The organism is Hydrogenophaga sp., assembly GCF_050250835.1.
Taxonomy (GTDB): domain Bacteria; phylum Pseudomonadota; class Gammaproteobacteria; order Burkholderiales; family Burkholderiaceae_C; genus Hydrogenophaga.
On the sequence record NZ_JBFWNX010000011.1, the window covers coordinates 138,504 to 158,571 of the forward strand.

The window sequence follows — 20,068 nt, forward strand, 5'->3', positions numbered from 1 at the left end:
CGAACGAGGCCTGAGGCGAGGCCAGGTTCCTCGTTCGCGTTGAGCTTGTCGAAACGTTGACGCGTGGCTGTGTGGGACTTCGACAGGCTCAGTCCGAACGGTGGGGGCCATCTGCCGAGGAGTGGCGGTTGGGGGGCGCCGAACGAGGCCTGGGGCGAGGCCGGGTTCCCCGTTCGCGTTGAGCTTGTCGAAACGTTGACGCGTGGCTGTGTGGGACTTTGACAGGCTCAGTCCGAACGGTGGGGGGCCATCTACCGAGGCGTGGCGGTTGAGGGCACCGAACGAGGCCTGAGGCGAGGCCAGATTTCCCGTTCGCGTTGAGCTTTTCGAAACGTTGACGCGTGGCTGTGTGGGACTTCGACAGGCTCAGTCCGAACGGTGGGGGCAACCTGCTGAGGCGTGGCGGTTGGGGGAGCCGAACGAGGCCTGAGGCGAGGCCAGGTTCCTCGTTCGCGTTGAGCTTGTCGAAACGTTGACGCGTGGCTGTGTGGGACTTCGACAGGCTCAGTCCGAACGGTGGGGGCCATCTGCCGAGGAGTGGCGGTTGGGGGGCGCCGAACGAGGCCTGGGGCGAGGCCGGGTTCCCCGTTCGCGTTGAGCTTGTCGAAACGTTGACGCGTGGCTGTGTGGGACTTTGACAGGCTCAGTCCGAACGGTGGGGGGCCATCTACCGAGGCGTGGCGGTTGAGGGCACCGAACGAGGCCTGAGGCGAGGCCAGATTTCCCGTTCGCGTTGAGCTTTTCGAAACGTTGACGCGTGGCTGTGTGGGACTTCGACAGGCTCAGTCCGAACGGTGGGGGCAACCTGCTGAGGCGTGGCGGTTGGGGGAGCCGAAAGAGGCCTGAGGCGAGACCAGATTCCCCGTTCGCGTTGAGCTTGTCGAAACGTTGACGCGTGGCTGTGTGGGACTTCGACAGGCTCAGTCTGAACGGTGGGGGCCATCTGCCGAGCCGTGGCAGTAGAGGGCGCCGAACGAGGCCTGAGGCGAGGCCAGATTCCCCGTTCGCGTTGAGCTTGTCGAAACGTTGGCGCGTGGCTGTCCTGGACTTCGACAGGCTCAGTCCGAACGGGTCGGGGGGCCATCTGCCGAGCCGTGGCGGTTGAGGGCGTCGAAAGTGGCCTGGGGCGAGACCAGATTCCCCGTTCTCGTTGAGCTTGTCGAAACGTTGACGCGTGGCTGTCCTGGACTTCGACAGGCTCAGTCCGAACGGGTCGGGGGGGCATCTGCCGAGGCGGGGCGGTTGAGGGCGCCGAAAGTGGCCTGAGGCGAGGCCAGATTCCCCGTTCGCGTTGAGCTTGTCGAAACGCTCTCGGTTGGCTGGCGGGGACGTCAACAGGCTCAGCCCCAACGGCTGGGTTTCATTCTGCGGAGGCGAGCGCTTTGGAAATGCGGTGCCGGCCCACCGTGGCCTTGGGTACCTTGCCAGGCAGGTGGCTGAACCAGACCCGCACGTCTTCCTCCAGCCCGATGCCGTGCATGTAGTTGTAGATCGCTTTTCGCAGGCCGATGCCGAGCGCTTCGTGGTCGACGCCGGTGGGATCCACGAAGCCGATGTCGTTCTTGGCAAAGGTCACCGGTGGCAGTGCGACCAGTTCGATGCCGTAGGCGGCCGGGTCCAGGCCCACGGGCGAGTGCACGGTGCAGGCGAATCGGTGAAAGAAGCCGCTCTGGATGCAGCCGTTCTCGAAGAGTTGGCGCACGTACTCCAGCGCGTCCACCGTGTCCTGCAGGGTCTGGGTGGGAAATCCGTACATGAGGTAGGCGTGCACCAGGATGCCTGCGTCCGCGAAGCCCTTGGTCACGCGCGCCACCTGTTCCACCGACACGCCTTTTTTCATGAGCGTGAGAAGGCGATCGGACGCCACCTCCAGTCCGCCCGACATGGCGATACAGCCGCTGTCTGCAAGTAACTGGCACAGCTCGGGTGTGAAGGTTTTCTCGAAGCGGATGTTGCCCCACCACGAAATGGGCAGCTGGCGGTGCAGCAGTTCCTGCGCCAGGGCCTTGAGGGCCTTGGGCGGCGCAGCCTCGTCCACGAAATGGAAACCGGTCTGGCCAGTCTCGCTCACGATGGTCTCGATGCGGTCGGCCAGGGTGCCGGCCGAGGCGGTTTCGTAGCGGCTGATGTAGTCCAGGCTCACGTCGCAGAAGCTGCACTTCTTCCAGTAGCAACCATGCGCCACTGTGAGCTTGTTCCAGCGCCCGTCGCTCCAGAGGCGGTGCATGGGGTTGAGCATGTCGAGCAGGCTGAGGTAGCGGTCCAGCGGCAGGCCGTCCCAGGTGGGCGTGCCCACGTCCTCGAAGGGCACATCAGGCTCGACGAAGTTGATGTACCTCACCGCGTCGTCCTCGCGCACGAAGGTGCGCACGAGCCGCTGCTTCGAGCGTTTGCCGTTCAGGTGTTCGAGTAGCGCCAGCAGCGGGCGCTCGCCGGCGTCGAGTGTCACGTAGTCGACGAAGTCGAACAGCCGGGGTTCGGCCAGTTCGCGCAACTCGGTGTTGACGAAACCACCGCCGAGCGCGATGGCGATGTGCGGGTTCTGGGCCTTGATGCTCTGCGCGATTCGCAGCGCGGCGTACAGCGCGCCGGGGAACGGCACTGAGAGCAGCACCACGCCGGGCGCGTGGCGGGTCAGCGCGGCCAGAGTGAGCGTGTGCAGCAGCTCGTCGATCAGGTTCGGCGGCGCAGCCAGCGCGCCCGCCAGGGGGTCGAAGCTGGGCTGGCTGCTGGCGAGCGACTCGGCGTAGCGCACAAAGGCGAAGCGCTCATCCACCGCGTCGCGCAAGACGTCGGCCAGGTCGTTCAGGTAGAGCGTGGCGAGGTGGCGCGCCTTGTCCTGCAGGCCCAAGGCTCCGAAGGCCCAGGCAAGTGGATCGCCACCCTCTTCGCCGAGTGCTGCGTCCACATACACCTCCAGCGCGGCGAAGCGCGGGCCTTCGGGCAACAGCTCGCGCGCAGCGATGCGGTGGGCCAGCGTGGCATCGCGACCCTGCAGGAAGGCGATGACGGGGCCGATGGTGTGGCGGTAGCGTTCGAACTGGTCCAGGAAAGCATGAACACTGGACGTGCGTTCGGCCTCGGGCAGGGCCTGCGCGCGCGAGCGCACCGCCTCCAGGCCCGCCGCCGTGAAAAGCTGGAGCACCAGCGCCAGCGCCAGGTCGACCTGCACCGCGTCCACGCCTTGCGAGCGCAGGAAGCCGGTGAGGTAAGCGGTGGACGGGTAGGGTGTGTTGAGCTGCGTCATTGGTGGGATGACGCTGAGCACACGCAGGGAAGGAGCGTTCATGGGCGCGGTCGGGGTTGCTGCGATCTTACGGCTTGCCCAGCGCTCGCCGCTGGGCGGGAGGCTCCCATTTGAGGGTGGACGGTGCGTGCCCCCCGTCTTAGCATGTCCGGACGATCTTTCAGGAGATGGCCATGATGGCAGGGACACGAAGGCTGGGCATGGGCATGGGCTTGTGCGGGGTCTGGCTGGCGTGTGCGCCAGTGTGGGGGCAGGCCGGGCTCGATGCGGAGATCCTCAGGCTCTACGGGGGGCGCTACGCGCTGGACTGTGGCAGCCCGTCATCGCCGCGCGTGCGGGTGGAAGCCACGGCCGTGATGGTCGAGCAGGGCAACCAGCGCATGACCGCGCAGGGTTTGCAGGCGGCGCATTCGTACTTCGGGCAGTCGCCGCCGCCGGGCTTCTTCGTTGCGCTGATGGGGCAGGTGCAGGGACGGCACGAGGTGGTGTTTCTGGTGCAAGGCGACTCGCTGGGCCAGTACCTTCAGATCGACGGCGACAGAACCGTGGTGGCCAACCTCGGGGCGCTGGGCAAAGGGCGTTTTCGCAGCTGCGACGCGACGCAGAACCAGCGGGCCGTGGCCCATCTGAAGGACGAGCAGAAGGCCCAGGCATCGAGCCGGGCACCCGTGGCGAGCGGCACGGCGAAGTACCCCTCGGAATTGATCCGGGATGCGCGCTTCAAGGCCGCCTACCGGCGCGCGCTCGGCCCGCTGGCGAAGCAGCCCTGGCTGGCGCGCATGGACGGCCCCGGCGTGGCGCTGGCGCAGGAGAAAGTGGCGGGCCTGACCTACCAGATGGCGGCGTTCTGCAAGGCGCACGACTGTGGCGAAAACAACGCGGTGATGCTCTACGACGCCCCTCAGGGGCGCATCTATGGTCTGGTGCACATGGCGGGGCGCAACCAGTTCATCGGTGCACCCCCGCAACCCGTGGCCGCCGAACTCAACCGCCTCTGGCGACGAGAATGGCGCCAGGGACGCTGAACTTCAGCATTCAACGATATTCACGGCCAGGCCACCGCGCGACGTTTCCTTGTATTGCGTCTTCATGTCGGCACCGGTCTCGCGCATGGTCTTGATGACCTGGTCCAGGCTGACGTGGTGCACGCCGTCGCCGCGCAAGGCCATGCGCGCGGCGTTGATGGCCTTCACGGACGCGATGGCGTTGCGCTCGATGCACGGAATCTGCACCAGCCCGCCCACCGGGTCGCAGGTCAGGCCCAGGTGGTGTTCCATGCCGATTTCGGCGGCGTTCTCCACCTGCTCGGGTGTACCCCCCATCACCGAGCACAGCGCAGCCGCCGCCATGGAGCAGGCCACACCCACCTCGCCCTGGCAGCCCACCTCGGCGCCGCTGATGCTGGCGTTTTCCTTGTAAAGGATGCCTATCGCGGCCGCCGTGAGCAGGAAGTCCACCACGCCCTGGTCTGTGGCGCCGGGCACGAAGCGCCGGTAGTAGTGCAGCACGGCCGGCACGATGCCCGCCGCGCCGTTGGTGGGGGCCGTGACCACTCTGCCGCCGGCGGCATTCTCCTCGTTCACCGCCAGTGCATACAGGTTGACCCAGTCGAGCACCTGCAGCGGATCCTTCAGTGCGGCCTCTGGGTGGGCGGTGAGATCGCGCAGCAGTTGCTTCGCTCGGCGGCGCACCTTGAAGCCGCCAGGGAGCACGCCCTCGGTGTCGCAGCCGCGCCGCACGCAGGCCTGCATCACATCCCAGATGCGCAGCAGGCCGGCCTGCACTTCGTCGTCGGTGCGCCAGTGCCTTTCGTTGGCGCGCATCACCCCGGCGATCGACAAGCCGTGGATGGCGCACTGTTGCAGCAGCTCATCGCCGCTGCGGAAAGGGATGGGCAACACGGTGGCGTCGGGCGCAATGACCTTGTGGCGGGAGCCGTCGGCCGCGGCTTCCTCGCTCACCACAAAACCGCCACCAACGGAATAGAAGGTGCGTTCGGCCAGCAGCGTCCCCTGCGCGTCCCAGGCCGAGAGGCGCATGCCGTTGGCGTGGAAGGGCAGTGGCTTGCGGTAGAACAGCAGGTCATCGGCCTCGTTCCAGGCCACGGTGTGCTGGCCCAGCAAGGACAACACGCGCTTGGCGCGAATGTGAGCGATGGCAGGCTCAATGCTGTCGATGTCCACCACATCCGGCTCGTGGCCACACAGGCCCAGAATCACCGCCTTGTCGCTGCCATGGCCCTTGCCAGTGGCGCCGAGCGATCCGTGCAGGGCGCATTGCACTTTCGCCGTGGCCGGCAGGGCCCCAGTAGCCTGCAATCCGACCACGAACATGCGCGCAGCCCGCATGGGCCCCACGGTGTGCGAGCTGCTGGGGCCGATGCCGATCTTGAAGAGGTCGAAGGTGGAGACGGCCATGCAGCACTCGGTGGGTTCAGGTCATTTCGCTCAACGGGACGCAGCTGCAGAACAGGTTGCGGTCGCCATAGACGTTGTCCACACGACCGACCGGTGGCCAGTACTTGGCGTGGGCGCGCGTGGAGGTGCTTGCGGCACCGACCTCACGCGTGTACGGATGCGACCATTCCGCCGTCATCAGGCTGGCAGCCGTGTGTGGTGCGTTCTTCAGCGGGTTGTCGTCCTGAGGCCAGGCGCCTTGCTCCACTTGCCGGATCTCTTCGCGAATGGCGATCATGGCGTCGATGAAGCGGTCCAGCTCTTCCAGGGTTTCGCTCTCGGTGGGCTCCACCATGAGGGTGTTGGCCACCGGGAAAGAGAGTGTGGGCGCGTGGAACCCGTAGTCCATCAGGCGCTTGGCCACGTCCTCGGCCATCACGCCGCTGGTGTCCTTGAAGTGGCGCAGGTCCAGGATGCATTCGTGTGCCACGTGCCCGTTGGCGCTCGCATAGAGCGTGGGGTAGTAAGGCGCGAGCCGCTTGCTGATGTAGTTGGCCGCGAGGATGGCGGCCTCGGTCGCGTGCTTCAGGCCATCGGCGCCCATCATGCGGATGTACATCCAGCTGATCGGCAGCACGGCCGCGTTGCCCAGCGGCGCGGCGCTGATGGCGCCGACGCCATTGACCGGCAGGCCACCGGCCGCATGGCCAGGCAGGAACGGCACCAGGTCCTCCACCACGCACACCGGGCCCACGCCCGGGCCACCACCGCCGTGCGGTATGCAGAAGGTCTTGTGCAGGTTGAGGTGGCTCACGTCGCCACCGAATTCGCCCGGCGCGGCCACACCCACCAGGGCGTTCATGTTGGCGCCGTCCACGTACACGCGCCCGCCATGCTGGTGCACCAGGGCGCAGAGGTCCTTGACCGTGGTTTCGAACACGCCGTGCGTGCTGGGGTAGGTGATCATCACCGCGGCCAGGTGGTCGCTGTGCTGCTCGCACTTGGCCTTGAGGTCGGCGATGTCCACATTGCCGTTGTCGTCGCACCTGGTCACCACCACCTGCATGCCCACCATCTGCGCGGATGCCGGGTTGGTGCCGTGCGCGCTGCTGGGAATCAGGCAGATGTTGCGGTGGCTCTCGCCGCGCGAGGCATGCCAGGCCTGGATGACGAGCAGGCCGGCGTATTCGCCCTGCGATCCGGCGTTGGGCTGCAGGCTGATGCCGGCGTAGCCCGTGGCCTGGCACAGCCAGGCGCGCAACTGCTCGTCCAGCAGCTTGTAGCCTTGCAGCTGGTCCGCCGGTGCAAAGGGATGCACCTGCGCGAACTCGGGCCAGGTGATGGGGATCATCTCGCTGGTGGCGTTGAGCTTCATGGTGCACGAGCCCAGCGGGATCATGCTGCGGTCCAGCGCGAGATCCTTGTCGGACAGGGCGCGGATGTAGCGCAGCATGCCGGTCTCGCTGTGGTGGCTGTTGAAGACCGGGTGCGTCAGGAAGGGGCTGGTGCGACGCAGTTCGGCCGGAATGAGTGGCTCGATGCCTTTTTCAAAACCTGCCCACAGATCCGCTCGCGCCGCGCCGAGGGGGGAGAAGACGCTCAGAAGCCGGTCGATGTCCTCGCGCGTGGTGGTTTCGTCCAGGGCGATGCCCACGTACTGACGCCAGGACAGGCGCAGGTTCATGCCGGCGTCGGCAGCGCGTTCCATCCAGGTCTGGGCCTGAGCGGCGTTCGGGGCCTTGACGGTGACGGTGTCAAACAGGTGCTCGCTGGTCAGTTCGCAACCCAGCTGCTTCAAGCCCTGCGCCAGCACGGCAGCATAGGCTGCCACACGTTGCGCGATGCGCCGCAAGCCCTGCGGCCCGTGGTACACGGCGTACATGCTCGCCACCACCGCAGGCAGCACCTGCGCGGTGCAGATGTTGGAGGTGGCTTTCTCGCGGCGGATGTGCTGCTCTCGCGTCTGCAGTGCCAGGCGGTAGGTGGGATGTCCGTGGGCGTCCACGCTCACGCCGACCAGGCGCCCGGGCAGGGAGCGTTTGAAGGCATCGCGGCAGGCCATGAAGGCCGCGTGCGGGCCGCCCGCACCCATGGGCATGCCAAAGCGCTGCGTGCTGCCGATGACGATGTCGGCGCCCCATTCGCCGGGCGGTGTGATGAGTGTGAGCGCGAGCAGGTCGGCCGCAGCGATGAAGGCCGCACCCTTGGCCTGCACCTTCTGCACGTCGGCGGCCAGGTCTTCGATGCGGCCGCTGGTGCTGGGGTATTGCGCCAGGACGGCGAAGTAGTCGTCGCCCGCCAGCGCAGCATCCCACTCGGCGGCGGAGCCGGCCACCTTCACATCGAAGCCCAGCGGTTTTGCGCGGGTCTGCACCACCTCGATGGTTTGTGGATGACAGTCGCCACCCACGACGATCACATGACCCTTGCTTTTTACCGAACGCTTGGCCAGCGTCATGGCCTCGGCCGCAGCGGTGGCTTCGTCGAGCATGGACGCGTTGGCGATTGCCATGCCGGTGAGGTCCGTCACCATGGTCTGGAAGTTGACCAGGGCTTCCATGCGTCCTTGCGATATCTCGGCCTGGTAGGGCGTATAGGCGGTGTACCAGGCTGGGTTCTCCAGCACGTTGCGCAGGATCACGCCGGGCGTGTGCGTGCCGTGATACCCCTGGCCGATGAAGCTTTTCAGCACACGGTTCTTCTGCGCCAGTGCCTTGAGTTCGGCGAGCGCGGCCGCCTCGGTGACGGCTGGAGGCAACTGCATGCCCTGGCTGCGCGCGATGCTGCGCGGCACGATCCCGTCGATCAGCGCGCGGCGCGAGGCTTCGCCGATGACCGAGAGCATGTGGGCTTCGTCGGCTTCGCCGATACCAATGTGGCGCGCCACGAATTCGGACGGATTCTCGAGCTCACCGAGGGGTTTGACGGACGGCATCAGCATGGAAATGGGCCTAAAACCGTTCGCCATTTCCGAACATCCTGAGCTTGTCGAAGGACGAAGGGCAGCGAACGAGACAATGGACGAGGGCTTCGACAGGCTCAGCCCGAACGGAGATCTCAGGCGTTCGAAGAAAACGCGTTGTAGGCGGTTTCGTCCAGCAGGGCATCGACCTGCCTGGGTTCGGACAGCTTCACCTTGAAGAACCACCCGCTGGCCAGCGGATCGCTGTTGGCGAGCGACGGGTCGGCGCGCAGGGCCTCGTTGACTTCCGTCACTTCCCCACTGACGGGCATGTACACATCGGCGGCTGCCTTCACGGACTCAACCACGCCGGCCACGTCCTTCTGTGCAAACGACTTGCCCACTTCGGGCAGATCGACAAACACAACGTCACCCAGCGCGTCCTGCGCGTGGACGGTGATGCCCACGGTGGCGATGTCGCCCTCGACGCGGATCCATTCGTGGTCTTCGGTGTACTTGGTGGTCATGGAAAGCTCCTGTTTGAGAAGAAAAAGATCAGCCTCGGAAATAGCGGTTGGGCACGAAGGGCATGGCGCTCACTTCCATGGGCACGGGCTTGCCGCGCACGATGGCTTGAACGCGGGTGCCCACCGTGGCGTGCGCCGGGTTCACATAGCCCATCGCCACCGGTTTGTCGGCGCTGGGGCCGAGCAGGCCGCTGGTGACTTCGCCGATGCTCTGGCCGTCGACGCTCTGCAGTTCGGTGTGTTCCCGCACGGGCACGCGTTCCAGCGCGATCAGGCCCACGCGCTTGCGGGCGAGCGGCGCCGCTCCGTCGAGCTGCGCCAGCACGTGCTGCGCTCCTGGAAAGCCGCCGGCGCGTGCGCCGCCGGTGCGGCGCACTTTCTGCATGGCCCAGTTCAGTGCCGCCTCCACCGGTGTGGTGGTGGTGTCGATGTCGTTGCCGTAGAGGCACAGGCCCGCTTCCAGGCGCAGCGAATTGCGCGCGCCCAGGCCCACAGGCTTCACCTCGGGCTCGGCCAGCAGGGCGCGGGCGAAGGCTTCGGCGCGTTCGCCCGGCACAGAGATCTCGAAACCATCCTCCCCGGTGTAGCCGCTGCGGGTGATGAAGAGGTCGGCACCTCGCCAGTTGAAAGCGCCGCCGGTCATGAACACCAGCTTCTCGACACCCGGCAGGACGCGCTGAAGGGCTGTCACCGCTTGAGGGCCTTGCAGCGCAAGAAGGCCACGATCGGGCAGCGGAATGACCTGGCAACGCGAACCGATGCGGGCCTGCATGTGCGCGATGTCGCCCACCTTGCAGGCACCATTGACGATGACGAACAGATCATCGCCCCGGTTGACGAACATCAGGTCGTCGATGATGCCGCCCTCGTCGTTGAGCAGCAGGCCGTAGCGTTGCTTGCCCACGGCCAGGTCGATCACATCCACCGGCATGAGCGATTCAAAAGCGGCGGCGGCGTCCGGGCCGACCAGGCGCAACTGCCCCATGTGCGAGACGTCGAACAGGCCAGCGGCGGCGCGAGTGTGGTGGTGTTCGGCCAGGAGGCCGGCGGGGTACTGCACCGGCATGGCGTAGCCAGCGAAGGGCACCATGCGGGCGCCGAGTTCGGTGTGCAGGGCGTGCAGCGGAGTCTTGAGGAGGTCGTTGTCGGACACGAGGAGCTCACAGGCAAAGGGGCAGGCCCCGGAAGGGCGGAACACGGTTCATCCGTGCGCTGCCCCACTGTCCGCTTTACCTGAGAGATTCACGCGGGCGATGCCGCGCTTGCTCCTTCGGTGGATGGCCTCGGGGACCACCTCTCTCCAGGGGGGACGCCAGCCTTGCGGCCAGCGTTTGCCAGTCCTTTTGCCTGAGCGTTCAGGGCTGTTTGACCAGCCTCCTGCGCCTTCGGCGGCTTCCTCGGGGGAAGCGCTCTCCTGACAGGGGAGGATTCTAGTGCACCCGATCCGGCGCCGGGCCGCCCCAGGCCGGATCAGCCCCCCTTGGGGGGGCGCGAACCGCGCAGCGGTGGAGCGTGGGGGCCTTGCTTTACATGCCAGCGTAGTTCGGCCCGCCGCCACCTTCGGGTGTCACCCACACAATATTTTGTGTCGGATCCTTGATGTCGCAGGTCTTGCAGTGCACGCAGTTCTGCGCGTTGATCTGCAGGCGGTCGCTGCCGTCCTCGTTCTTCACGAATTCGTACACGCCCGCCGGGCAATAGCGGTTTTCGGGGCCGGCGTATTTCGCCAGGTTGACCTGCACCGGCACGCTGTCGTTCTTGAGTGTGAGGTGCGCCGGCTGGTTTTCTTCGTGGTTGGTGTTGGAAACGAACACGCTGGAGAGCTTGTCGAAGGTGAGCTGACCGTCGGGCTTGGGGTAGCTGATTTTCGGCATCTCGGCGGCCGGGCGAAGCCTGGCGTGATCGGGCGTGCTGTTGTGCAGCGTCCAGGGCGGCGATGCGATGCCGATCTTGGGCAGCAGCCATTGTTCAATGCCGGTCATGAGCTTGCCCATGAGCGGGCTCTTCTTGAACCACAGCTTGAAATTGCGCGTCTGCTGCAGTTCCTCGTTGAGCCAGCTGGCCTCGAAGGCCTTGGGGTAGGCGCTGAGCTCGTCGCTGGCGCGGCCGGCAGCAAGCGCCTCGAACGCCGCATCGGCCACCAGCATGCCGCTCTTGATGGCGGCATGGCTGCCCTTGATGCGCGCGGCGTTCATGTAGCCCGCGTCGCAACCCACCAGCGCGCCGCCGGGGAACACGGTTTTTGGCAGGGCCTGCGGGCTGCCGTTGTTGATGGCGCGCGCGCCATAGCTCAGGCGCTTTGCGCCTTCCAGGTGGGCGCGGATCGCGGGATGGGTCTTCCAGCGCTGCATTTCCTCGAAGGGCGACATCCAGGGGTTCTGGTAGTCCAGGCCGATCACGAAGCCCAGCGTGACCTTGTTGTCTTCGAGGTGGTAGAGGAAGCCGCCCCCGAAGGTGTCGTCGCTCATGGGCCAGCCGGCGGTATGCACCACCAGGCCTGGCTTGGCCTTGGCCGGGTCGATTTCCCAGAGTTCCTTCACGCCGATGGCGTAGGTCTGCGGGTCCTTGCCTTCGTCGAGCTTGTACTTCGCCACCAGTTGTTTGCCCAGGTGGCCACGCGCGCCCTCGGCAAACACGGTGTACTTGGCGTGCAGCTCCATGCCGAGCTGAAAGTGGTCGGTTGGCTCGCCGTCCTTGCCCAGGCCCAGGTTGCCGGTGGCCACGCCCTTGACCGAGCCGTCGTCGTGGTAGAGCACTTCGGCGGCGGCGAAGCCGGGAAATATCTCCACCCCGAGCGCCTCGGCCTGTTCACCCAGCCACTTCACCACCGAACCCAGGCGCACCACGTAGCAACCATGGTTGTGGAAGTTGCGCGGCACCAGCCAGTCGGGCGTTCGGCTGGAGCCGGTTTCGCTGAGCACCAGCAGGTCGTCGCCGGTCACGGCCTGGTTCAGCGGCGCACCGCGTTCTTTCCAGTCTGGAAAGAGTTCATTCATGGCACGCGGGTCCATCACCGCGCCGCTGAGGATGTGGGCGCCGGGTTCGGAGCCCTTCTCCAGCACGCACACATTGACCTCATTGCCTTTTTCGGCGGCCAGTTGCTTGAGACGGATGGCGGTGGCCAGGCCGCTCGGGCCCCCGCCAACCACGACCACGTCGTACTCCATGGCTTCGCGCGGTCCGTAGGTGCTCAGGATCTCTTGGGATGTCATCTCGTGGTCTCGCTCTTGTGGGTTGGCGTGGCGAAGGATCGCCACCAGGGGCGGGCCCTGTCCGGAGGGTGATCGACGATTTTAGTGGGCCATGGCGCACAATCCTGTGGAACGGGGGCGGGTATGGCGGTCGGTGTCCGCCCGCCGCGCCAGAATTCATGACTTTAGAGGAGGTTCTCTCATGGCGTACAGCCTGGATCTGTCGGGTCGTGTGGCCCTGATCACCGGTGCTTCCGGTGGGCTTGGCGAGCAGTTTGCCAAGACGCTGTCGCGTGCAGGTGCGGCGGTGGTGCTGGCCGGGCGCCGCACCGACCGGCTCATGACGCTGCGTGCGCACATCGAGGCTGGCGGCGGTGACGCGCATGTGGTGGCGATGGACGTGACCGATCATGCTTCCATCAAGGCCGGCGTGGCCCACGCCGAGACCGAGGTCGGCGCCATCGACATCCTCATCAACAACTCGGGCGTGAGCACCACGCAGCGTCTGCAGGACGTGACCGAGGAAGACTACGACTTCATCTTCAACACCAACACCCGCGGCGCGTTCTTCGTTGCGCAGGAAGTGGGCCGGCGCATGCTGGCGCGCGCCAAGGGCGCAGCGCCGGGTACCTACGTCGGTGGTCGCATCGTGAACATCGCGTCCATGGCAGGGCTCAAGGTGCTGCCGCAGATCGGTGTGTATTGCATGAGCAAGGCGGCGGTGGTTCAGATGACGAAGGCGATGGCGGTGGAATGGGGCCGTTTTGGCATCAACGTGAATGCGATCTGCCCGGGTTACATCGACACCGAGATCAACCACCACCACTGGCAGACGGAGCAAGGGCAGAAGCTGGTCAACATGCTGCCGCGCAAGCGCGTGGGCCAGCCGGCCGATCTGGACGCGGTGCTGGTCATGCTGTGCGCCAACGAGAGCCATTTCATCAACGGCGCCGTGATCGCGGCCGACGACGGTTTCGGGGCCTGAATGAGCGAAGCGGTTCTGGTGCGGCCTCAGGGCTGGCCGCCCGGCATGGCCGTTGGCGTGCTGGCCGGCCTGGGCGCGGGCGCGTTCTGGGGCATGACGTTTGTGGCCCCATTGCTGGTCGAAGGCTTCTCCTCGGTCGACTACACCGTGGGCCGCTTTCTCGCCTGCGGCCTTTTTTCGCTGCTGTTGCTCTCTCTGGGTCACCTGCGCGGGGCGCTGGAAGGCACGTTGCCGCTGCGGCCCACGCTGCGCCAGGCGGGCGCCGCGCTGATGCTCAGCCTGCTGGGTTACACCGGCTACTACCTGCTGCTGGTGCTGGCCATCAACGGCGCTGGGGCTGCCCTGCCGGTGCTGGTCATCGGCACCATCCCGCTGTGGATCATGCTGCTGGGCAAACCGAAAGGCTTGCGATGGGCTGCGCTGCTGCCGGGCCTGGGGCTCACGGCGCTGGGCATGCTGCTCATGATGCAAGCCACGGCGCGCGAGCACGACCCCGCCTCGGCAGGCCAGCTCTGGCGCGGCCTGCTGTACGCGGTGGCCGCCATGGCGAGCTGGACAGCTTTTGGCCTGCTGAACGCGCGGTGGTTGCGCAAGCACCCGGAAGTGAACTCCACGGTGTGGGCCAACTGGCTGGGCGTGGCCGCCGGGCTCGGCGCCTTGGTGCTGTGGGCCGTCTGGGGCTCAGGTTGGTCCACCTTGACGTCTCGCTCGGGCTTCGGCGCCTTCGTCGCGGTGTGCGCCGTCACCGGCATCGGCTCGGCCTGGGTGGCCTCCGTGCTCTGGAACATGGCCAGCCGCCGCCTGAGCCCGAGCCTGGCCGGTCAGCTCATCGTGAGCGAGACCGTGTTTGGTCTTCTCTACACCTTCGCCTGGGGCGGCCAGTGGCCGGCCGCGCTGCAATGGGCAGCCTGTGTGCTGTTCGTTCTGGGCATCCTCGCATCCATCAAGGCCCACCGATGAAATTCGTCCTGCCCGAGAAAAAGACCCAGGTGTTTCGCATGACCATCCCCATCCGATGGGGCGACATGGATGCCATGGGCCACGTGAACAACACCACCTACTTCCGCTACCTTGAGACGATCCGCATCGAGTGGATGCGCACCATCGGCAGCCAGCCCGATCCCCTGGGCGCGGGGCCTGTGATCGTGAACGCGTTCTGCACCTTTCACCAGCAACTCGAATACCCTGGCGACGTGGTGGCCACCATGTACGTCAGCGACGTGGGTCGCAGCAGTTTCGAGAGCTGGTGCACGCTGGAACGTGCCGACGACCCTGGCACCGTCTATGCCTCAGGCGGTGCCACCACGGTCTGGGTGGACTTTCCGAAGAAGAAATCGACTCCGCTGCCGGCCTCGATGCTCGCGCACCTGGGTTGAAGAGCGGTTCCGCCCGCGCACAATTGCTTGCACACGTGACAGCATGCGGCCCTAGCATGGCCGCATGTCCCTGATCTTTCCACGCTTGGCCAGCATCGGCCTCTGCCTGGGCTTGTTGAGCGCCTGTGGCGGTGGCGATACCGCCGCCAGTTCGCCCGCGCCCAACCCGCCGACGCCAAACGACCCGGCCTTCGTTCCGACCACCAGCCCGGTGATGGTGACCGAACTGGCCACGGGACTGCCCAATCCCTGGAGCCTCGCTTTCCTGCCCGACGGGCGCATGTTGATCACGGGCCGCACGGGCAACCTGCGCCTGTATGCGGCCAACGGGCAGTCGTACGGCGCTGTCAGTGGTTTGCCTGCATTGGACACGGCGGGGCAGGGTGGGCTGCTCGACGTGGCCATCGACCCCGACTTTGCCAACAACCGGCGCATCTACTTCAGCTTTTCAGAGGCCGACAGCTTCAACGCGTCGATCAACGGCACGGCGGTGGCACGAGCAGAACTCGACGCCACTGCGATGAGCCTGGTGAATCTTCAGGTGATCTACCGCCAACTGCCCAAGGTGGCCAGCAGCGGGCATTTCGGCTCCCGCCTGGTGTTCGATCGCGACGGACACCTGTTCGTGACGCTGGGTGACCGCCAGAACAACGACCAGCGCGGCTACGCCCAGGATCTCGCGCGCGGCAACGGCAAGGTGGTGCGCATCACCACCACCGGTGCGGCAGCGCCCGGCAATCCGGTGCTGGCCGGTGCGCAAAGTGGCATCTGGAGCTACGGCCATCGCAACCCGCAGGGTGCCACGCTGCACCCCGCCACCGGTGAACTCTGGACCAGCGAGCACGGGCCGCAGGGGGGTGATGAAGTGAACATCACGCTGGCCGGGCGCAACTACGGCTGGCCGGTCATCAGCCATGGCCAGGAGTACGGCACCACCACACAGGTGGGTTCAGGCACCGCGATGGCGGGCATGGAGCAGCCCGTGGCGTATTGGGAAACCATCACGGGCGCGGCGTGGACAGGCGGTCAGAAGTCGTCGATTGCGCCGAGCGGCATGGCGTTCTTCACCGGCGGGCAGCCTGCCCACTGGACGGGCAGCCTGTTCGTTGGCGCGCTCGCTGGCCAGGCGCTGTGGCGCCTGCAACTCGACGGCACCCGGGTCGTGGGGCGCGAGAGGCTTCTCGCGAGCCGCGGCGAGCGCATTCGCGACGTGCGCCAAGGTCCAGACGGCAGGCTGTACCTCCTCACCGATGGCGGCAGTGGCAAGCTGCTGCGCATCGGAAGCTAGGTTCGCGCTCCAGGGCTCAGGTCTTGGCCTTGGGCACGCGTCCCATCAGGTAGAACTCGGGGTTGGGCATCATGTTGCTGAAGCTGGCCATTCGGTTGGACAGGCCGAAGAACGCAGTGATCGCCGCGATGTCCCAGATGTCTTCGTCCGAAAAGCCGTGCGCGTGCAAGGGCGGAAAGTCGTCGTCGTTGATTTCGTGCGAGCGCAGGCAGACCTTCATGGCGAAGTCCAGCATGGCTTTCTGGCGCGGCGCAATGTCGGCCTTGAGGTGGTTCACCGCCACCTGGTCGGCCACCAGCGGCTTCTTCTCGTAGATGCGAAGAATGGCTCCGTGAGCCACCACGCAATAGAGGCACTGGTTGGCTGCGCTGGTCGCGGTCACGATCATCTCGCGATCGCCTTTCGTCAGCGAGCCTTCTTCCTTGAGCATGAGGGCGTCGTGGTATGCGAAAAACGCACGCCATTCGGCCGGGCGGCGCGCCAGCGCCAGGAACACGTTGGGCACGAAGCCGGCCTTGGCCTGCACTTCCAGCACCTTGGTCTTGATGTCTTCGGGGAGGTCGTTGATGTCGGGCGCAGGGTAACGGTTCATGCAGGTCTCCAGTTGAGCGTGCCATGGTAGCGGCAGCCGCTATGCTGACAATTTTTTCAAGGAGCCTCCGTATGAGCCAGCTGCCCGCCGACAAGGACTTCGACAAAGGGCTCACCACCCGCAAGCAGGTGATGGGCGAGGACTTCGTGGCGCAGGCATTCGGCAACGCCTCTCCTTTTTCCTTGCCCATGCAGCAATACATCACGCGCAACGCCTGGGGCGACGTGTGGCAGCGCCCGGGTCTCGACCTCAAGACCCGCAGCCTCATCACCGTGGCCATGCTCACCGCATTGGGCAAGCAGCATGAACTGAGGGGGCACGTGCGTGGTGCGCTCAACAACGGTGCAACGCCCGAAGAAATCCAGGAGGTGCTGCTGCACGCCAGCATCTACTGCGGTGTGCCCAGCGCGGTGGAGGCCTTTCGCACGGCGGCCAGTGTGGTCGACGAGCCGGTGGCCTGAACCTTGTGCACTTGTTTCGCGCTTCCCGCCTACGATCACATCTCGTTTGCCAGGCGGTTCTTGCCTTGACCACAGCATCGCCATCCTGCCCATGGGGACGGAAAATCCGGGTTGCGAGCAGGCCAAGGACTTCGTTGCCGCGCTCTACCGGGGCAGCCAGCGCCCAGGCCGACGCGCGCGGCAAACTGACGGCGATGGGATTGACGGTCGGTTTTCAGCCGCAGTGAGCAAATGCCGTTCGCCCTGAGCTTGTCGAAGGGCAGCCCACGCGCAGGCTTCGACTGGCTCAGCCCGAACGGCGTAGCTCAGCCCGAACGGCGTAGCTCAGCCCGAACGGCGTAGCTCAGCCCGAATGGCGTAGCTCAGCCCGAATGGCGTAGCTCAGCCCGAATGGCGTAGCTCAGCCCGCAAGCAGTCGGTGCACCAGATCGGGTGTGCTGTGTGCCTGGTACTTGCGCATGAGCCTGGCTCGGTAGATCTCCACCGTGCGGTGGCTGATCCCGAGCTGCTTGCCGATTTCCTTGCTGGTCAGACCGTCCATGAGAAACGCCGCCACCTCGCGCTCGCGCGGGGTGAGCTCTGCCCGAACGGCCCGGCGCGAACTCAGGTCCTCGAAGCTCCAGATGCCGGCGGCATGGGGGGCGTCGCGGCTGAGGGCGCGGCCGGTCACATGGCACCAGAAAGTCTCGCCCTTCAGGCGACCACCCACGCGCTTCATGATGCGGTTGTCCGAATAGGTGCCGTTGCGCCCGAGCAGCGGTTCTATGCGGGCACCCGTGCGTTCGTATTCGTCGGCGCTCGGGTACAGGATCTGGAAGCTCTGGCCCACGAGTTGTTCGCGCGTGGCGCCGAACATCTCGCACAGGGCCTGATTGCAGTCGACCATGGTGCGCTGGCGCGAGAGCGCCAGGCCCACAGGCGCAAGGTCGAAGGCCAGGCGGTAGTCGATGTCCATGCGGGTTTGGCTTTACGAAATACTACGTATGTCTTTACGTAGTATCGTAGCGGCTTGCTCGTTTCTACCCAGGAGACTCCCACGTGAACAAGATCTACCCGAGCGCGGCGGCCGCGCTCAAAGGCATCGTGGCCGACGGCCAGTTGCTTGCGGTCGGCGGCTTTGGCCTCTGCGGCATCCCCGAGGCCCTCATCGACGCGTTGCGCGACAGCGGCGCGAAGAACCTCACCGTCATCTCCAACAACGCCGGCGTCGATGGCTTCGGCCTGGGCAAGCTGCTGGAGACGCGCCAGATCACCAAGATGATCTCCAGCTATGTGGGCGAGAACAAAGAGTTCGAGCGCCAGTACCTGGCCGGTGAACTGCAACTGGAATTCACGCCCCAAGGCACGCTGGCCGAGAAACTGCGCGCCGGTGGCGCCGGCATCCCGGCGTTTTTCACCAAGACAGGCGTGGGTACGCTGGTGGCCGAAGGCAAGGAACTGCGCGAATTCGATGGCGAAACCTATGTGATGGAACGCGCGCTGGTGCCCGATGTCTCGCTCGTCAAGGCGCACCGCGCCGACAAGTCGGGCAACCTGCAATTCCGCCTGACCGCGCGCAACTTCAATCCAGCCGCCGCGATGGCCGGCAAGATCTGCGTGGTCGAGGTCGAGGAAATCGTGGAGACCGGAGCGCTGGTGCCCGACGAGGTTCACCTGCCCGGCATCTACGTGCACCGCATCGTGCACAACCCGAACCCCGAAAAGCGCATCGAGAAGCGCACCATCACTGAAAAGGCAGGAGTCTGATATGCCCTGGACCCAAGACCAGATGGCCGCGCGCGCGGCACAGGAACTCGAAGACGGCTTCTACGTCAACCTCGGCATCGGCATCCCCACGCTGGTGGCCAACCACACGGGTGACAAGGAAGTCTGGTTGCAGAGCGAGAACGGCATGCTCGGCATTGGCCCCTTTCCCACCGAAGACCAGGTGGACGCCGACCTGATCAACGCCGGCAAGCAGACCGTGACCACGCTGCCAGGCTCCAGCATCTTTGGTAGCCACGACAGCTTCGCCATGATCCGGGGCGGCAAGATCAACCTGTCCATCCTGGGCGCCATGCAGGTCAGCGAAAAGGGCGACCTCGCCAACTGGATGATCCCGGGCAAGATGGTCAAAGGCATGGGCGGCGCCATGGATCTGGTGGCCGGTGTCAAGCGCGTCATCGTTCTCATGGAACACGTGGCGAAGAAGAAGGACGGTACCGAGGACCTGAAGATCCTGCCGGCCTGCACGCTGCCGCTGACCGGCGTGGGCGTGGTTGATCGCGTCATCACCGACCTCGGCGTGATGGACGTGACGCCGCAAGGCCTCAAGCTCGTGGAACTGGCGCCCGGCGTGACGCGCGAGTTCATTCAGTCGAAGACCGGCGTCACACTGGTCTGAGTCGGTAAAATCGGCCCGGTGCAGCGCCCGCTCCTCGCGGGCGTTTTCTTTTGTCCACCGAGATCTCCTTGGAAGCCTTTCTTCTGTCCACCGGCATCGTCGCGCTCGCCGAAATGGGCGACAAGACACAGTTGCTGTCGCTGGTGCTCGCCGCCCGTTTCAAACGCCCCTGGCCCATCGTCTGGGGCATCCTGGTGGCCACGCTGCTCAACCACGCGCTGGCGGGCGCTGCCGGCGCCTGGATCATGGCCAGCGTCGGCCCGAACGTGATGCGCTGGGTGCTGGGTGTGTCTTTCATCGCCATGGCGGTGTGGATGCTCATCCCCGACAAGCTGGACGACGAGAACGCCGTGCCCAAGCGTCAGATGGGCGTGTTCTTCGCCACCACCTGGGCTTTCTTCCTGGCGGAGATGGGCGACAAGACGCAGATCGCCACCGTGGCGCTGGGCGCGCAGTACGAGCCGCTGATCGCGGTGGTGCTGGGCACCACCTTCGGCATGATGCTGGCCAATGCGCCGGTGGTGTTCTTCGGCGACGCGCTCACACGGCGCGTGCCCATTCAGGTGGTTCACATCGTGGCCGCACTCATCTTTGCGGTGCTGGGCGTGCTCGCGCTGCTCGGGGTGGGTTCGTCGATGACGGGTTGACTGAGCGTGCGCTGGCCCACGTGAAAAAGGCCCGTCAGGGCCTTTTTCGATGTTGGAGCGGGTGAAGGGAATC

General features: G+C 65.8%; 17 protein-coding genes and 2 riboswitches. Of the genes, 9 read left to right on the plus strand and 8 right to left on the minus strand.

From position 1 onward, the window contains the following. Positions 1 to 1,360: 1,360 nt before the first annotated feature. Positions 1,361 to 3,289, minus strand: coding sequence for a B12-binding domain-containing radical SAM protein (locus AB7F11_RS14855; protein ID WP_428291723.1), 1,929 nt, complete (start codon positions 3,287 to 3,289; stop codon positions 1,361 to 1,363). Positions 3,290 to 3,420: 131 nt separating this feature from the next. Between AB7F11_RS14855 and AB7F11_RS14860 the strand changes: the two genes are divergently transcribed. Further along, positions 3,421 to 4,272, plus strand: coding sequence for an Ivy family c-type lysozyme inhibitor (locus AB7F11_RS14860; RefSeq protein ID WP_428291724.1), 852 nt, complete (start codon positions 3,421 to 3,423; stop codon positions 4,270 to 4,272). A 3-nt stretch (positions 4,273 to 4,275) separates the two neighbouring features. Here AB7F11_RS14860 and AB7F11_RS14865 read toward each other — a convergent pair whose 3' ends face one another. The 5 genes from AB7F11_RS14865 to AB7F11_RS14885 form a co-directional block, all read right to left on the minus strand. Beyond that, positions 4,276 to 5,664 carry an L-serine ammonia-lyase gene (locus AB7F11_RS14865; protein ID WP_428291725.1) on the minus strand — a complete coding sequence of 463 codons (1,389 nt, stop codon included), beginning with the start codon at positions 5,662 to 5,664 and terminating at the stop codon, positions 4,276 to 4,278. 16 nt (positions 5,665 to 5,680) lie between these two features. Further along, complete coding sequence (gene gcvP, locus AB7F11_RS14870; RefSeq protein WP_428300343.1) at positions 5,681 to 8,584, minus strand: aminomethyl-transferring glycine dehydrogenase; 2,904 nt, start codon at positions 8,582 to 8,584, stop codon at positions 5,681 to 5,683. A 116-nt stretch (positions 8,585 to 8,700) separates the two neighbouring features. After that, positions 8,701 to 9,072 (minus strand): glycine cleavage system protein GcvH, encoded by a 372-nt coding sequence (gene gcvH / locus AB7F11_RS14875; protein ID WP_428291555.1) that lies wholly within the window; start codon positions 9,070 to 9,072, stop codon positions 8,701 to 8,703. Between the two features lie 28 nt (positions 9,073 to 9,100). Beyond that, the gene (gene gcvT / locus AB7F11_RS14880; RefSeq protein ID WP_428291554.1) at positions 9,101 to 10,225 is read right to left on the minus strand and encodes a glycine cleavage system aminomethyltransferase GcvT; all 1,125 of its coding nucleotides are present in this window, start codon (positions 10,223 to 10,225) and stop codon (positions 9,101 to 9,103) included. Between the two features lie 57 nt (positions 10,226 to 10,282). Then, a riboswitch (glycine riboswitch) is annotated at positions 10,283 to 10,386 on the minus strand. 11 nt (positions 10,387 to 10,397) lie between these two features. Next, positions 10,398 to 10,499: riboswitch (glycine riboswitch) on the minus strand. Between the two features lie 99 nt (positions 10,500 to 10,598). Beyond that, complete coding sequence (locus AB7F11_RS14885; protein WP_428291553.1) at positions 10,599 to 12,284, minus strand: electron transfer flavoprotein-ubiquinone oxidoreductase; 1,686 nt, start codon at positions 12,282 to 12,284, stop codon at positions 10,599 to 10,601. A gap of 181 nt (positions 12,285 to 12,465) precedes the next feature. On the opposite strand from AB7F11_RS14885, the gene AB7F11_RS14890 reads away from it, so the two are divergent. The 4 genes from AB7F11_RS14890 to AB7F11_RS14905 all read left to right on the plus strand — a co-directional run bounded on the left by AB7F11_RS14890 (position 12,466) and on the right by AB7F11_RS14905 (position 15,912). After that, positions 12,466 to 13,248: an SDR family oxidoreductase gene (locus AB7F11_RS14890; protein WP_428291552.1), complete on the plus strand. Its 783-nt coding sequence runs from the start codon at positions 12,466 to 12,468 to the stop codon at positions 13,246 to 13,248. Continuing rightward, a complete protein-coding gene (locus AB7F11_RS14895) occupies positions 13,249 to 14,208 on the plus strand; it encodes a DMT family transporter (protein WP_428291551.1) in 960 nt (319 codons plus the stop codon). It abuts the gene before it with no gap. Next, a complete protein-coding gene (locus AB7F11_RS14900) occupies positions 14,205 to 14,624 on the plus strand; it encodes an acyl-CoA thioesterase (protein ID WP_428291550.1) in 420 nt (139 codons plus the stop codon). Before AB7F11_RS14895 ends, AB7F11_RS14900 begins: the two co-directional genes overlap by 4 nt. A gap of 64 nt (positions 14,625 to 14,688) precedes the next feature. Further along, positions 14,689 to 15,912, plus strand: a complete 1,224-nt coding sequence (locus tag AB7F11_RS14905; protein WP_428291549.1) for a PQQ-dependent sugar dehydrogenase — start codon at positions 14,689 to 14,691, stop codon at positions 15,910 to 15,912. Positions 15,913 to 15,928: 16 nt separating this feature from the next. Here AB7F11_RS14905 and AB7F11_RS14910 read toward each other — a convergent pair whose 3' ends face one another. Beyond that, positions 15,929 to 16,504 carry a peroxidase-related enzyme gene (locus AB7F11_RS14910; protein ID WP_428291548.1) on the minus strand — a complete coding sequence of 192 codons (576 nt, stop codon included), beginning with the start codon at positions 16,502 to 16,504 and terminating at the stop codon, positions 15,929 to 15,931. Between the two features lie 71 nt (positions 16,505 to 16,575). Here AB7F11_RS14910 and AB7F11_RS14915 point away from each other — a divergent pair, with 71 nt between their 5' ends. After that, positions 16,576 to 16,965, plus strand: a complete 390-nt coding sequence (locus tag AB7F11_RS14915; RefSeq protein ID WP_428291547.1) for a carboxymuconolactone decarboxylase family protein — start codon at positions 16,576 to 16,578, stop codon at positions 16,963 to 16,965. Between the two features lie 400 nt (positions 16,966 to 17,365). On the opposite strand, the gene AB7F11_RS14920 is transcribed toward AB7F11_RS14915, so the two are convergent. After that, positions 17,366 to 17,920, minus strand: coding sequence for a LuxR C-terminal-related transcriptional regulator (locus AB7F11_RS14920; protein WP_428291546.1), 555 nt, complete (start codon positions 17,918 to 17,920; stop codon positions 17,366 to 17,368). 83 nt (positions 17,921 to 18,003) lie between these two features. Here AB7F11_RS14920 and AB7F11_RS14925 point away from each other — a divergent pair, with 83 nt between their 5' ends. The 3 genes from AB7F11_RS14925 (at position 18,004) to AB7F11_RS14935 (ending at position 19,995) form a co-directional block, all read left to right on the plus strand. Further along, on the plus strand, positions 18,004 to 18,711 hold the full coding sequence (locus tag AB7F11_RS14925; protein WP_428291545.1) for a CoA transferase subunit A: 708 nt from the start codon (positions 18,004 to 18,006) through the stop codon (positions 18,709 to 18,711). Between the two features lies 1 nt (position 18,712). Further along, complete coding sequence (locus AB7F11_RS14930) at positions 18,713 to 19,348, plus strand: 3-oxoacid CoA-transferase subunit B (protein WP_428291544.1); 636 nt, start codon at positions 18,713 to 18,715, stop codon at positions 19,346 to 19,348. A gap of 68 nt (positions 19,349 to 19,416) precedes the next feature. Beyond that, entirely contained in the window at positions 19,417 to 19,995 is a 579-nt protein-coding gene (locus AB7F11_RS14935; protein ID WP_428291543.1) for a TMEM165/GDT1 family protein, read from the plus strand. Positions 19,996 to 20,068 lie beyond the last annotated feature (73 nt).

Bases quoted from the DNA above. Each gene is read 5' to 3' on its own strand.
- AB7F11_RS14855 (WP_428291723.1), bottom strand. From the start codon at position 3,289: ATGAACGCTCCTTCCCTGCGTGTGCTCAGCGTCATCCCACCAATGACG.
- AB7F11_RS14860 (WP_428291724.1), top strand. From the start codon at position 3,421: ATGATGGCAGGGACACGAAGGCTGGGCATGGGCATGGGCTTGTGCGGG.
- AB7F11_RS14865 (WP_428291725.1), bottom strand. From the start codon at position 5,664: ATGGCCGTCTCCACCTTCGACCTCTTCAAGATCGGCATCGGCCCCAGC.
- gcvP (WP_428300343.1), bottom strand. From the start codon at position 8,584: ATGCTGATGCCGTCCGTCAAACCCCTCGGTGAGCTCGAGAATCCGTCC.
- gcvH (WP_428291555.1), bottom strand. From the start codon at position 9,072: ATGACCACCAAGTACACCGAAGACCACGAATGGATCCGCGTCGAGGGC.
- AB7F11_RS14885 (WP_428291553.1), bottom strand. From the start codon at position 12,284: ATGACATCCCAAGAGATCCTGAGCACCTACGGACCGCGCGAAGCCATG.
- AB7F11_RS14890 (WP_428291552.1), top strand. From the start codon at position 12,466: ATGGCGTACAGCCTGGATCTGTCGGGTCGTGTGGCCCTGATCACCGGT.
- AB7F11_RS14895 (WP_428291551.1), top strand. From the start codon at position 13,249: ATGAGCGAAGCGGTTCTGGTGCGGCCTCAGGGCTGGCCGCCCGGCATG.
- AB7F11_RS14900 (WP_428291550.1), top strand. From the start codon at position 14,205: ATGAAATTCGTCCTGCCCGAGAAAAAGACCCAGGTGTTTCGCATGACC.
- AB7F11_RS14905 (WP_428291549.1), top strand. From the start codon at position 14,689: ATGTCCCTGATCTTTCCACGCTTGGCCAGCATCGGCCTCTGCCTGGGC.
- AB7F11_RS14910 (WP_428291548.1), bottom strand. From the start codon at position 16,504: ATGAACCGTTACCCTGCGCCCGACATCAACGACCTCCCCGAAGACATC.
- AB7F11_RS14915 (WP_428291547.1), top strand. From the start codon at position 16,576: ATGAGCCAGCTGCCCGCCGACAAGGACTTCGACAAAGGGCTCACCACC.
- AB7F11_RS14920 (WP_428291546.1), bottom strand. From the start codon at position 17,920: ATGGACATCGACTACCGCCTGGCCTTCGACCTTGCGCCTGTGGGCCTG.
- AB7F11_RS14930 (WP_428291544.1), top strand. From the start codon at position 18,713: ATGCCCTGGACCCAAGACCAGATGGCCGCGCGCGCGGCACAGGAACTC.